The organism is Spiroplasma endosymbiont of Sarcophaga variegata, from assembly GCF_965178695.1.
Taxonomy (GTDB): Bacteria; Bacillota_I; Bacilli_A; order Mycoplasmatales; family Mycoplasmataceae; genus Spiroplasma; species Spiroplasma poulsonii.
This window is the reverse complement of the sequence record NZ_CBCXVU010000002.1, coordinates 405594-418520: the sequence shown is the minus strand read 5'-3', so window position 1 is coordinate 418520 and position 12927 is coordinate 405594. Positions and strand designations below refer to the sequence as shown.

General features: G+C 26.7%; 14 protein-coding genes, 1 tRNA gene and 3 pseudogenes. 9 read left to right on the top strand and 9 right to left on the bottom strand.

Annotated elements, in window-relative coordinates:
- Positions 1-26: 26 nt before the first annotated feature.
- From rlmN to ACOBME_RS03850, 6 genes and pseudogenes are all read left to right on the top strand, one after another.
- Positions 27-1063 (top strand): annotated as a pseudogene (gene rlmN, locus ACOBME_RS03875) (dual-specificity RNA methyltransferase RlmN).
- 2 nt (positions 1064-1065) lie between these two features.
- On the top strand, positions 1066-1827 hold the full coding sequence (locus ACOBME_RS03870) for a PP2C family protein-serine/threonine phosphatase (RefSeq protein WP_338964129.1): 762 nt from the start codon (positions 1066-1068) through the stop codon (positions 1825-1827).
- 81 nt (positions 1828-1908) lie between these two features.
- Positions 1909-2922: a serine/threonine protein kinase gene (locus ACOBME_RS03865; RefSeq protein WP_338964127.1), complete on the top strand. Its 1014-nt coding sequence runs from the start codon at positions 1909-1911 to the stop codon at positions 2920-2922.
- A gap of 6 nt (positions 2923-2928) precedes the next feature.
- Positions 2929-3798 carry a ribosome small subunit-dependent GTPase A gene (gene rsgA, locus ACOBME_RS03860; RefSeq protein WP_338964124.1) on the top strand — a complete coding sequence of 290 codons (870 nt, stop codon included), beginning with the start codon at positions 2929-2931 and terminating at the stop codon, positions 3796-3798.
- Between the two features lie 12 nt (positions 3799-3810).
- Positions 3811-4491 carry a ribulose-phosphate 3-epimerase gene (rpe, locus tag ACOBME_RS03855; protein WP_338964121.1) on the top strand — a complete coding sequence of 227 codons (681 nt, stop codon included), beginning with the start codon at positions 3811-3813 and terminating at the stop codon, positions 4489-4491.
- Positions 4478-5086, top strand: coding sequence for a thiamine diphosphokinase (locus tag ACOBME_RS03850; protein WP_338964118.1), 609 nt, complete (start codon positions 4478-4480; stop codon positions 5084-5086). Before rpe ends, ACOBME_RS03850 begins: the two co-directional genes overlap by 14 nt.
- Positions 5087-5127: 41 nt before the next feature.
- Here ACOBME_RS03850 and ACOBME_RS03845 read toward each other — a convergent pair.
- From ACOBME_RS03845 to ACOBME_RS03835, 3 genes are all read right to left on the bottom strand, one after another.
- Positions 5128-5212: transfer RNA gene (locus ACOBME_RS03845), tRNA-Leu, on the bottom strand.
- A gap of 108 nt (positions 5213-5320) precedes the next feature.
- Entirely contained in the window at positions 5321-5518 is a 198-nt protein-coding gene (gene rpmB, locus ACOBME_RS03840; RefSeq protein WP_338964115.1) for a 50S ribosomal protein L28, read from the bottom strand.
- A 215-nt stretch (positions 5519-5733) separates the two neighbouring features.
- Positions 5734-6696, bottom strand: coding sequence for an IS1/IS1595 family N-terminal zinc-binding domain-containing protein (locus tag ACOBME_RS03835; protein WP_338963247.1), 963 nt, complete (start codon positions 6694-6696; stop codon positions 5734-5736).
- Positions 6697-6895: 199 nt separating this feature from the next.
- Between ACOBME_RS03835 and ACOBME_RS03830 the strand changes: the two genes are divergently transcribed.
- On the top strand, positions 6896-7105 hold the full coding sequence (locus ACOBME_RS03830) for a hypothetical protein (RefSeq protein ID WP_338964112.1): 210 nt from the start codon (positions 6896-6898) through the stop codon (positions 7103-7105).
- Between the two features lie 167 nt (positions 7106-7272).
- On the opposite strand, the gene ACOBME_RS03825 is transcribed toward ACOBME_RS03830, so the two are convergent.
- On the bottom strand, positions 7273-8247 hold the full coding sequence (locus ACOBME_RS03825; protein ID WP_419334349.1) for an IS30 family transposase: 975 nt from the start codon (positions 8245-8247) through the stop codon (positions 7273-7275).
- 119 nt (positions 8248-8366) lie between these two features.
- On the opposite strand from ACOBME_RS03825, the gene ACOBME_RS03820 reads away from it, so the two are divergent.
- Together ACOBME_RS03820 and ACOBME_RS03815 are read left to right on the top strand one after the other, a co-directional pair.
- Complete coding sequence (locus tag ACOBME_RS03820; protein ID WP_338964107.1) at positions 8367-8477, top strand: lipoprotein; 111 nt, start codon at positions 8367-8369, stop codon at positions 8475-8477.
- The gene (locus ACOBME_RS03815; RefSeq protein ID WP_338964103.1) at positions 8455-8802 is read left to right on the top strand and encodes a hypothetical protein; all 348 of its coding nucleotides are present in this window, start codon (positions 8455-8457) and stop codon (positions 8800-8802) included. Before ACOBME_RS03820 ends, ACOBME_RS03815 begins: the two co-directional genes overlap by 23 nt.
- Before the next feature lie 20 nt (positions 8803-8822).
- On the opposite strand, the pseudogene ACOBME_RS03810 reads toward ACOBME_RS03815, so the two are convergent.
- The 5 genes and pseudogenes from ACOBME_RS03810 to ACOBME_RS03790 all read right to left on the bottom strand — a co-directional run bounded on the left by ACOBME_RS03810 (position 8823) and on the right by ACOBME_RS03790 (position 12799).
- A pseudogene (locus tag ACOBME_RS03810) lies at positions 8823-11026 on the bottom strand (spiroplasma phage ORF1-like family protein).
- 16 nt (positions 11027-11042) lie between these two features.
- Positions 11043-11279, bottom strand: a complete 237-nt coding sequence (locus ACOBME_RS03805; protein ID WP_338963583.1) for a hypothetical protein — start codon at positions 11277-11279, stop codon at positions 11043-11045.
- Positions 11280-11329: 50 nt separating this feature from the next.
- Positions 11330-11590 (bottom strand): annotated as a pseudogene (locus tag ACOBME_RS03800) (hypothetical protein); the annotation flags it as partial.
- Positions 11583-12596 (bottom strand): hypothetical protein, encoded by a 1014-nt coding sequence (locus tag ACOBME_RS03795; RefSeq protein WP_338964101.1) that lies wholly within the window; start codon positions 12594-12596, stop codon positions 11583-11585. The gene ACOBME_RS03795 and the pseudogene ACOBME_RS03800, both read right to left, overlap by 8 nt.
- Positions 12596-12799 (bottom strand): DUF2649 family protein, encoded by a 204-nt coding sequence (locus ACOBME_RS03790; protein WP_338963585.1) that lies wholly within the window; start codon positions 12797-12799, stop codon positions 12596-12598. The genes ACOBME_RS03795 and ACOBME_RS03790 overlap by 1 nt, the downstream gene beginning before the upstream one ends.
- Positions 12800-12927: the final 128 nt, after the last annotated feature.

Below are 12927 nucleotides of genomic sequence, written 5' to 3'. Positions count from 1 at the left end.
ATTGTATAAAAGTGGAGTGGAACATAATGACATCAATTTTTGAATATCCAAAACAGGAACTACAATCAGATTTAGTGGCTTATGGTTTTAAAAAATATTTAGCGGAGCAAATCTTTGATTGAATATATGTTAAAAACATATATTCTTTTGATGAAATGACAAATATTTCAAAGCCAGATCGCATCAAATTACAAGAACATTATACAATTGAACCGTTAAAAATTGCGGTGCAGCAGCAATCAAAAGATGGCACCGTTAAATTTTTATTTGAATTAGCGGATGGTTATAAAATTGAAACGGTATTAATGCCACAAAGTTATGGTAATTCGGTTTGTGTTACCACCCAAGTTGGCTGTAATATGGCCTGTACCTTTTGTGCTTCAGGCTTATTAAAAAAACCCGAAATTTATCAACAGCGGAAATTGTTCAACAAGTAATGATGGTTAATCGTTATTTAGCAGCAACAGGAGAACGTGTTAGTCACATTGTTGTAATGGGGATTGGTGAGCCATTAGATAACTTTGAAAATGTTATTAATTTCGTTAACATTATTAATGATTCAAAAGGTTATCAAATTAGGGCGCGTCATATTACAATTTCAAATTGTGGTTTAATTCCGAAAATTAGACAATTTGCTGATTTAAAAACACAAGTAAACTTAGCAATTTCATTACATGCGCCAAATAATACAATTCGAAATCAATTGATGCCAATTAATAAAGCATATCCGGTTGAAAAATTAATGGATGTTGTTCGATACTATATTGAACAAACTAATCGTCGGGTTACATTTGAATATATTTTAATTGAAGATGTTAATGATAGTCGTGAAACAGCCTTAGAATTAGCAAAATTAATTCGGGGAATGAATGCTTATGTTAATTTAATCCCCTACAATACTGTTGCTGAAAATGGTTATCAACGGAGTACTAAAATTAACCAGTTTTTTGAAACATTACAACAGCAAAAAATTAATTGTATTGTTCGTCGTGAATTTGGGCACGATATTGATGCTGCTTGTGGGCAGTTACGTGCCAAAAATGAAGGGATTATTAGAAAATAATTATGCAAATACGCTTTGGATACAAGACAGATATTGGGGCTTACCGGAGTAGTAATCAAGACTACTTTGATTTTGCAAACAACAGCTTTAATAATTATATTGCGATTGTTTGCGATGGAATGGGAGGTCATCAACACGGAGAAGTGGCTAGTAAAATGGCTGTTGATAGTTTAGTTGCTCATTTTAAACGAACAAATTTTAATAATTTAACAGATGAAGAAATTAATAAATGATTTCGCCAAACAATCTTATCAATTCAAGAAGAAATGGTTACTTATGCTCAAATTTATCCTGATACAAGTGATATGGGGACAACTGTTGTAGCAGCTCTTATTGCAAATGAAAAAGTATATGTTATTAACATTGGTGATTCCCGGTTGTATAAATTACATTATGATAAAATTTATCAAATTACAACAGATCAAAATATGGAAAATTCAACGGAATATCGTGAAAAGCAAGAACTAGAGTTTCAAGGACAATATAAAAAACAGTATAACATGCATACTTTTTGAAAAGTTTTAACAAGTGCTTTAGGACCAACAAAAACCTTAAAGATTGATACATATGTTATTGAATATATTAAAGGACAGTATTTATTAACAACAGATGGGATTCATGATTATGTTGATGAAAGTGATATTATTGATAGTTTAAAATCAGCAAATAAATTAAATGATAAAGTTAAAATTTTAATTGACCGCGCCTTAGAAAATTTATCAACGGATAATTTAACTGGGATTATTTTTGAAATAACAGATTAAACTCTGTTATTTTTTTCTTCTGTTCGTTTTTATGTTATTATGTTTACAAGTTGAAGATAATTCAAAATAAGGGTGCGGAAGATGGAACAAATTACAGTTGGAACTATGTTATATAATCGTTATCAGATTTTAGCTAAAATTGCCGACGGGGGAATGGCTGAAGTTTTTGAAGGATATGATACGTTATTAAAACGATATGTTGCAATTAAAATTATGGCTTTATCGTTATCAAAAAATAAGGAAGCTGTTGATCGTTTTAATAAGGAATATAATTCTATTGCTCAATTTTCACATAAAAATGTTGTTAAGGTTTATGGGTCTTTTGAAGCTTATGATCGTCATTGTTTAGTGTTAGAACTAGTAAAAGGTTATACTTTAAAAGATCGGTTGTTAACGCTAGGACCTTGTACTGTGAAAGAACTGTTATATTTTTTTGATGAAATTAATTTAGCAATTACTGAAGCGCACCAAAATGATATTATTCACCGTGATATTAAACCAGAAAACATCTTAATTTCATATGATGGCAAAATTAAAGTTGCTGATTTTGGGGTGGCAATTTTAGAAAACAGTGAAGATTTAGAATCAGGTAAAATTATTGGAACATCAAAATATATGGCTCCCGAAATTGTCCAGTCTAGACCAGCGAGCCGGCGAAGCGATATTTATGCGTTAGGAATTATGTTGTATGAATTAGCAGTTGGAATGGCCCCCTTTGTTGGTAAAAACCCAACTTTTGTGGCAGTTAAACATGTCAAAGAATTACCATTACGTCCTCGTTTGATTAATCCCGCGTTACCACAAAGTTTAGAAAATGTAATTTTAAAGGCAATTGCTAAAGACCCGACCGAACGGTTTCAAACGGTTGCTGAATTTAACGCCAGTTTGCAAGCTGTTGAAAATTCTGAGCATCAATATGATAAACCATTAAAATTACGTAATTACCTTGAAGTTAAAGGTAAACGTGGGAAAGTTCATGATCGTTATTATTCTTATCCGCGGTTTTTACAAATTAAAGTTGTTTTTTGATTAATTTTTCTAATTGTTGCTTTTTTAACAGCAATGATATGCCTTTGCTTGTTATTACCGAGGTAAAATTATATGCATCAAACAGGAATGATTGTTCAAATTATTAGTGAGTTCTGTTATGTTAAAAATAATAAGGATAACCAAATTTATGTTTGTAAAGCAAAAGGAATTTTTCGGCACCAAGAAATTAAACCGGTTGTTGGTGACTATGTTCAGTTTGAAAAACAAGATGACAAGCAAGGAATTATTTATCAAATTGCGCCGCGTAAAAATGAGTTATACCGCCCACGAATTGCCAATGTTGATCAAGTTATTATTATTACAGCAATGGCTGAACCAACCTTTAATTCATATTTATTAAATAAATATTTAGCGTTTATTGAATATAAAGAGATAAAACCAGTGATTGTTTTTACAAAAAAAGACTTAATAACAACTGATGAGCTTTATCAAAAATATTTTAATTGGTATCCCCAGTTAGGCTATGAAGTTTATTTTATTAGTAATAAAATTGATGATAAAGCAACTTGACAACAATTTGAACAAATTTTTCAAAATAAAATTTCGGTTTTTACTGGTCAAACAGGGAGTGGTAAATCATCAACATTAAATACATTATTACAAGATGAGGTTATTAAAACCCAAGAAATTTCAAAAGCATTAGGGCGAGGAAAACATACAACAACAACGAGTGCTTTATATGAATTGTTAGATGGAATGATTGCTGATACGCCTGGTTTTTCAACTTTTGATTTAAGAGATTATCAAAAAGCATCATTAGCAAGAGCATATCATCTTTTTGCCCAGTATGCCAATGAATGCAAGTTTCGAACTTGTTTGCACTTACATGAACCACATTGTAAAATAAAAGCATTAGTCCAAGATAAAGTAATTCCACTCTTTTTTTACAATGATTATGTGCGAATTATGCAAGAACAATAGAAAGAGGTTATAATGAAAAAATATTTTGTTGCTCCGAGTGTTTTAAGTGCTAATTATTTAGCTTTAAAAGATGATTTAACAGCCATTACAAGAGCGGGAGCGGAATGAATTCATTTTGATGTAATGGATGGGGATTTTGTTCCAAACATAACGTTTGGACCAAAAATTTTAGCAGATATTAGAAGTGAAAGTAATTTACATCTTGACTGTCATTTAATGGTTAAGATTAAAAATAGGAGTGTTGAAAGTTATTTAGCTCCCTTTGTTAAAGCTGGGGCTTCATCAATCACCTTACATTATGAAGCTTTGACCCCAGAACAACTAACAGAATTTTTAGCATTACGAATAAAATTGAAAATAAAAATAGGATTAGCGCTTAAGCCAGCAACACCATTAATAGTAGTTTTACCATATCTTGCGCAATTAGATTTAGTATTAATTATGACTGTTGAACCTGGTTTTGGGGGGCAAAAGTTTCTTCCTGCGGCAGCAAAGAAAATTAAAGAGTTACGAGGATATCTTGATCAGCATCAGTATCCAACTTTAATTGAAGTTGATGGGGGGATTAATGAACAAACAGGATTAATTTGTAAGAACTATGGGGTTGATGTCTTAGTAGCGGGAAGTTATTTATTTGGCCACCCTGATTTAGCGGAACGTTTACAAGGATTATTAGCTAATGAAACCAACTAAAGTGTTAATTGTTTGTTCAGAAACGAACTTAGATTTAAACCAATACCACGATTATTACAAAATTGGCGTTGAACGGGGATGCTTAGATTTAATTAGAACTTTTAATCAGATTGATTTAGTGTGTTGTGATCAAGACAGTTTACAAAATGATGAATTAGCACTTATTACTAGCAAGGCCAAAGTAGTGTTAGAAATTTCGCAAGTTAAAGATTATATTGATGGTGAAATTGCGATTCAAGAAGCATTAAAGCTCCAACCAATTGAAATTATTTTAATTGCCCAAGGTCATCGTTTTGATATGCAATTAAGTTGTCTTAACTTTATTTATCGTTATAATGTTATTTTTATTAATGATCATACTTATGCTTATTTATTGCAACCGGGAATGAATGAGGTTATTAGAAAACCAGAATATCGTTATTTTTCATTATTTGCGTTACAAACAGCGGCGGTAACAATTACTAATTTAAAATATAATGTTGAGGATTTACCATTAGTTGGCTTATCTGCTAATGCAATTAGCAATGAATTTGTTAGTGCCACTGGTAATGTTAATGTTTTATACGGACAAGTTGTTGCAATTTATAGTAAATAAAAAATCGGTAAATATTACCGATTATTTTTTTGTTTTAAAATTGGTACCCATGATCGGGCTCGAACCGATACGAATTTCTTCGGTAGATTTTGAGTCTACTGCGTCTGCCAATTCCGCCACATGGGCATTTAGATACCAGTTTAATTTTATCGTATTTTATAAAAAAAGTAAGGATAAATTTTAAAATTTATCCTTACTTTTTTTCATTATTTTTCAAATATTTCCTGGTTTTTGTTATTGTGCAATTTGCCCTTTGCGTTTTAATGTTTTTAAAGTTCTTGTTGCTACTCGTAATGTTTTAACTTCACCATCAACAACAATGCGAACTTTTTGTAAATTAACATTTCATTTACGACGGGTTGCATTTAACGCATGCGAACGCTTATTACCTGATAAAGCACCTTTGCCAGTAATTTCACATTTTCTTGCCATGATTTCACTCCTTTATATCTACATACTATAAAATAATAGCGAATTTTAACTTTAAAAGCAAGAAAAAAATGATTTTTTATTAATTTTTTATATTTTAGATTTTTTAAATTAAACCCTTTAATTTTGTCGAAAACTCTTGATGAAATAAAAAAAATCATCAATATGACAATTTGAAAACTAATTTTGTGTAAGATTATGATTTTGCTTTAAATTTTTTAAACGTTAAAATATAATACCGTTGATTGTTGGTTTGGTGTTAAACCTTTGTGTTGGTATTTTCATTTTCAGAGCTTTAAATAATTTTGAATATTAGTGAAACCCAAACCATGATAATGAATTAAGGCTTCTTTAAGACTGGATTGTAATTTACTAATCTTATTTAACTTTTGATAACTAGTATCAGGGTTTGTACTAGTTTTGGTGGAATATAGAGTAGAATTTGTTTGTTTTGCTACTAATAAATATAGTGGTTGCATATCAGAAATAATTATTGATTTTTCTTTAATTAGTTGCTTATTCATATTTTCAATAATCCATTGTTTTTGTAATCTTTTGGTATTGGTGGATTGAACAAAAATATTATTATTGCTATCAACTGCCATTTGAATACAGCATTTGGTATCAGTTGAAAATGGATCGAGATGAGTTTTTCGTTTATCAAATTTATCTTTAAAATTGCCTTTATGAATTTCTTTAATAAATGTTTCATCCATTTGGATTTGACCATTTAATTTTTTAAATTTTAACTGTGTATTTTCTAATTGTTTTGATTGCATTAATTTTTGTCGATTATATCAAGCGGTTTTTGGGGTTGTTTTAATAAAACGAGAAATTATTTTACTAGATTGTCCTAACAATGAAATTTGAATTAATAAATTTCACTGTTCATAATTTAAATGACTTCAATAAGTAAAATGATGACGAAATGCATCAAAACTAGCACGACATTTTTTACATAAATATTTTTGTTTTCCTTCGGAATTATGACCATTTTTAACACAATGAAAAGATTTGCAATTAGGACATATAATGCCTTTATCTCTAAATTTTTGATCAATTTCATTTAAACGTTTTTGTTTTTTAATTAAGTCTGCTTGTTGTTTTATTTTTTCATAAAATTCTAAAAATTGATCATCTGTTAAGCTATTTATTAATTCTGTAATTATTTTTTTCATCATTTATTTACCTCTATATATTAAAAATATACCTAATTTTAGGTATATTTTATAAATATCAAGAGTTTTCGACAAAATTAAAGATTAAACCCAAAAATATTTGGTATTTTTCTTGTTATAATACTAGTAGATATCAAACGTAACTATGAATTGAAACTATAATAACAAATCAAAATCAAAATTAAAATCTGAGGTGATATAGATGAAAAAAACTAGTGTTTTTTTAGCACTGGGTAGTATCTTATTAATTATTATTGAGATTAGTATGTTTGTTAAAGAAGAAGGATTGTTTGCAACATCAGTCTTTTTTCTCCTTGGTGGTGTTGCTGGTATTGTTGTTTTTTGGTTTATCTTTTATTTTGGTTGAAGTGAACCTAAAAATAATAGTTCGCGTGATTCAAAGCAAATCTAGGAATTATGTAAAATGAAGTGCAACAAATCTTATTAGTCAAATAATACAATAAAAATCATAAAAAATCAATTATAAATTTTTAAAAATCAAAATATTTATAGTTTTTATTTTATTTTAAGGAAAATTAAACACACTGAAAAATAATTTATTAAATTTTTCAAATAAACTTATTTAAAATTCTCTGAAAATACTTCTTTGGAAGTTTTTCAATTTAGAACAGGCCTTAATTTTTCATTTATAACATCATTGACTACTCAATCTATTTCTTGTTGAGCGACATTATTAAAATCAGTTCCCTTAGGAAATCATTGTCTAAGTTCAGAATTCATATATTCAATTAATGGTTTTTGTTGTGGTTTACCAGGGTCACAAAAATAAACTTGTGTTTCAGCAAATATTTCTAATTCTCTTCATTTACTAAATTCTTTTCCTCTATCAGTTATTATTCCTTTAATTTTCCCAAATAAATTATTACTTATAACAATATCTTTAAACTTTTCCACAACTTCATTAGCAGTATGATTTTTTAATTTCATAACAAAATAACTTTTACTATTTTGTTCAACTAAAACCAAATTACTAGATTGATGCTCTTTTAAAACTACGGTATCCATTTCAAATCAACCAACATCAGTCTCTTTTTTCTCAATATCTCATATTGATTTAAAATTAATTAATTTACCACGATTATCAAATTTTCCTTTTGTTTTATATTTTTTACCACGATGACGTAAATTCTGTTTTAAAAAACCATAAAAACCCAAACGAATTCATTTATACAATGTTTTAACACAAACAGGAAATTTAATACCAAACTTTAAAAAATAACGATGAATAAGTTGTGATGGAGAATCACGATAAACATTAAATCTTATATTAATAAAATTTAATTGTTCTTCTGTAAACTTATATCTTTTATTATTCTTTTTTCTTTTCTCATAATACATTTTATCTGACTTATAAGCACTATATTCATCAATAGTTTTAAAACGCTTAATTTCTCGCAAAATAGTACTACGATTTCTGTTCAAACATTTAGCAATTTGTGAAATATTTATTTCACCATTCTTTTTTAAAAATAATTTTGATAATAATAATTTTTCCAATTTAACCTTATCAATAAAACTTAAATGACTATACATAACATTTATATACCTTTCATTAATTTATAAATTTAATATTAAAATTATTTAATACATTATTGATATATGATAAAATCAATTATAGCATTCAAGTAATTTTAATAAAGGAGAAGTAAAATATGAAAAAGTTACTAAGTATTTTAGGAGTAATCGGATTAACAGCAACAAGTACAACAACATTAATTAGTTGTGAAAAACCAAATAATAATGAAAACGCGGGGGGGGGGTAATAAACCTACACCAGAACCACAACAACTACCAGAAAATAGCAAATGAACTAATATTCCTAGAACACAGGCGCCTAATAAAGAATTTTTAACTGCTACTAATAAATGATATTTTTATATAAATAAATATGAAAATAATTATATAACGACAAAATTTTATTTTGATAATAATTTTATTAATAATCAAAACACTTGATGACAACACTTAAAAAATGATTCAGATTTTATTTGAAACTATAATTTAGTATATCTTTGAAATAAAAACAATGAACCACAAATACCAGAAATTAATAAAGACACAGGACTAATAATTGATTGAAAAGAATAAAAGGACTAACAAGTCCTTTTTTAAATTAATCGAACAAACTTCATAAAGATAATTAATAGGAATATATTTGTTATTGTATTATATAATGCTGGACTAAATTTTCATACCTCAAATGTTTGACTAAAAAAACTATATATTGTTTGAAATATTTTACCAACACCGCTTGCTAATTCGTTTACTTGTTTAACACCGGGAATATTATTTACAATTCAAATTGCGGCATTTTTTATATGACACGCTAAATTATATCAACTACAACTTTCATATTGAGCTTGTCATCATTGTCCATCAGGAAACAATCCGCCATTATTTATTTCTTGTCAGTTATAAATTCCAAAATTAAAATCATAATAACGATACATATCATTTTCTTTTTGAGCTTGTAATTCAAAAACATTATAACCGATTTTTTGTTCTTCAATTTTTTTGTATTTTAAACCGTATTTATCTTTTAAAGCACCTTCAAAAATATAACCTTCATTTTGATTAATATTATAATTATTTGCAACTGAAAAATCATAATTAAACACATTACCATAATTAGTATTATAAAAACGATTTTTAAATGCTGAGTATAACTTAATATCTAACTGATTATATTTATCAGAAAAATAAAAATAACGAGGATAAATTTTAAAACCATTGTTAGCTAATAAACCATATTTTTTATTATATCCTTGCACATAAGTATTATTTTCTAAATCAAAAATGGTACGTAAATAATCTTTATAAAAATTTTGAGAAACCGTGAACATGCTATTTAATAATTTTTCAAATTGACTTTTAATCATATTATTTTCATTAATTAAAACATCTCTAAAATTAACTAATTTTAAACCAAAAAAGTTAATTAAAACAGTATCATACTGTAAATTATCAATATAACCACTTTCAATAAAATTACTGCGATTTTAAAACACCGGGACTAAAGCATACGCAAAAAAGCTTTTAAAAATTTATTAATATCAATTTGACCTTTCATCTGTTCAAAAACCATTTTACCAATATTAGGAGAATTACCTTGATAATAATTATAAGTTTCAGCACTAAAATTAAAAGTATCTTCTTTTTCTTTTATGAAAGAAAATAAAAAACCTAAATCATCAGTATACCAATAACTATTTGCATTATTACCATCCCAATATTGTTTAAAATGTGTTAATTCTAAACTACCAGCAATAATATTTTTATTTTCATCAATTGTTAAAATCATCCGATAAATTGATTTTCTAGTTAAAATAACATCAGGTTTTCAATCTAATTTTTCCATATTATTAATAATTTCAAAATCAAAAATTATTCTTTCACTACCCAAATTTGGGTCATCATAGTTTGGATTACCACCTTGCTGAATTCGGATATTTTCTTGTACAATAACATCAATATATTTAAGCAAAAAAGAACGAACATTTTGATAATATTCAGTATATCATTTTAATTTGCCATCATTATCAACAACGGGTGATTCTGGTTCACCGTTTCCATCTCAACGATATACTAAATTATAGTTTCAAATAAAATCTGAATCATTTTTTAAGTGTTGTCATCAAGTGTTTTGATTTTTAATAAAATTATTATCAAAATAAAATTTTGTAAGCAAATATTGACCATTTCTTTTTTCTCCATAAAAATATCATTTATTAGTAGCAGTTAAAAATTATTTATTAGGTGCCTGTGTTCTAGGAATTTGTATTCAAAACTCATTAATCATTTTAACTAATTGTAAATTATCAATACCTCTTTCTAATTTATTAATAACTTCCACAGTATTAAAATACTTAGCAAAAGAATAAGAAAAATTAGTTAATTCTTTTAAAAATTGTTTTTTATCAACATCATAGAATTTATCAATATTATATTGTTTAGCATAAGTATCTCAATTTTTATATAAATCCATAAACTCATCACTAGGCTTATCAAATGAAATTCCCGTTGAATAACTATCCTTTAAAAAGTCTAAATATCACTGATCATTATAAGTTAATGTTTGTGATGTTTTTAGAGTTGGATTAATAAAGTAATTTGTTTCAGACCAGTTTTCAAAAAAACTACTGCGTAAAAACATTGTATTAATAAAATCAGTTTCATTCATTCCCATTGTTTGTTAATTAACAGTATAATTCTGCTGATTTAAGGGTTTAAATGCTGTTAAAGTAATAAATGGAATAATTAAACCTAAAATACCTAAAATAGATATGGCAAATAAAGATAATGATTTTTTCATATTTATAATTCAACCCCTAACTATACAATGTTTTTGAAACAATAAACCCAACAATATATAAACTTGATATTGTTAACATTAATGGATGACTAAACAAAATTGCCATTTTACCAAACAAAGAAAGTAAAAAAGTATCTGAGTTATATAAATCCATAATGATATTTTTTGCTGATGTTAATTGATTTATAATCACCGTAATAAAACTAGTACCAAAAATAGCAATTGCAGCAACTAATAAAACTAATCTAATCATTAATCTGTTTCCTTTCACCGACCATTTTTATTAGCCTTATGTGCTTTTTTAACACCACGTACTGTTGAAGCATACAATTTTGATGTATTGTTTTTAACAGTTGAACCTAATTCATTATATTGTGTTCTTGTTCCGTGGATAGCATAAATTGATAACTTAACAACCATAAAAAAGATAATAAAATAAGCAATAGTTGTATTTGTCATTGGTAATTTAGTATTTCAAATTACATCAAAAATAAACAAAAATACATCAAAAATAAAACTAAAAATCTTATCTCAATTATTACTTTCTGATAATAAATTAATCATCTTTATCACTTCCTTTTTCTTTTTTAGGTTTTAAATTTTTTTTCAAAATATCAATATCAAACAATGCTAAACGCTCTTTAACACTTAATTTAGTAATTTCTGACCAATAATATTCTTTATAATTAACTATTTCATCATTTTTTAAATCACGAACAAACTTTAATCATTTACTATCATATTTCTGTGCAAATTCTAATGGAATAATTATTTTAAAAAACCGAATTCCTAACCCAACATCCGACTTATGTTTTGCTCGTTTACCTTCGGCTGTTCGTTCTACTGATTTTGTTTTTCAAATTTCATAATCTGTAATATCTTGAAAAATACCAATTCGCATAATAAAGAAACGATTAAAAAAATTAAATCCTTTTTTAGCAATAGGTTTTTTCAATGAAATTGGAATAATAATACCACTTGCTAATTGTCGAATATTATTTCAAATCATACCCTCACGCTGAGCTGTAAATAAAGCACGATTACCAAAATGTCTTGCTAATACAATTCACGGAATTTTACCACTATGAACTTTTTTCTCATCGTGGGGACTAGTTCCATCAATATATAAATAACTTTCATCAAATAAAATAACACTATCATCTGGGGGAACTGGTTTTGTTCTATCTGTAAAATCTAAATTTTTAAATGTTAAAACTTTAACTTTATCATCTTCTAACGGATAATTACTATAAATCTTATCTGTTAATAGTTTCATAGTTTGTGATAAATAAGTTAAAAGTAAAGTTTTTCCCGTCCCCAACTTACCAATAATTACTGATAACGGATTATCTCAAACAAAATTAACTAAACGAAAAGCACTCAACTGATAAAATATGTTTTTTCAAACTCATCAGACAAAATAAACACATTGCAAAGCAAACAATAATCAAAATACTAAACCAGTATAATTTAATGAAATTATTCAAAGTAATAAATCAATTAAACTAAACAAAATCATTGAACCACTAATATAACAATAATTTTTTAAGAAAAATATAAATTTTTTCATTACTTAAAATACCCAACTATTTTAAAAACCATTCACAATAAAAACCACGTTAAAAATAAAATCACAATTCAAATACCAATCATAAGAGTTAAATATTCATTTTGAGTTAAATTTCAAGTTGTAATAATTTCAACATTCGTTTTATCTATAAACAAAAATACATAAATAAAAAACTCTTTTAATTTTTCTCAATCATTTTGCATATTTAAAAACTCCACATTTTCTGAATAAGTTTAAAAAACATCCCCAAAAATAAAACGATAAATAATACAAATGATATGACATATAAAAATTCAGGAGCATTTGAACCAATAATATAACTAACAAATTG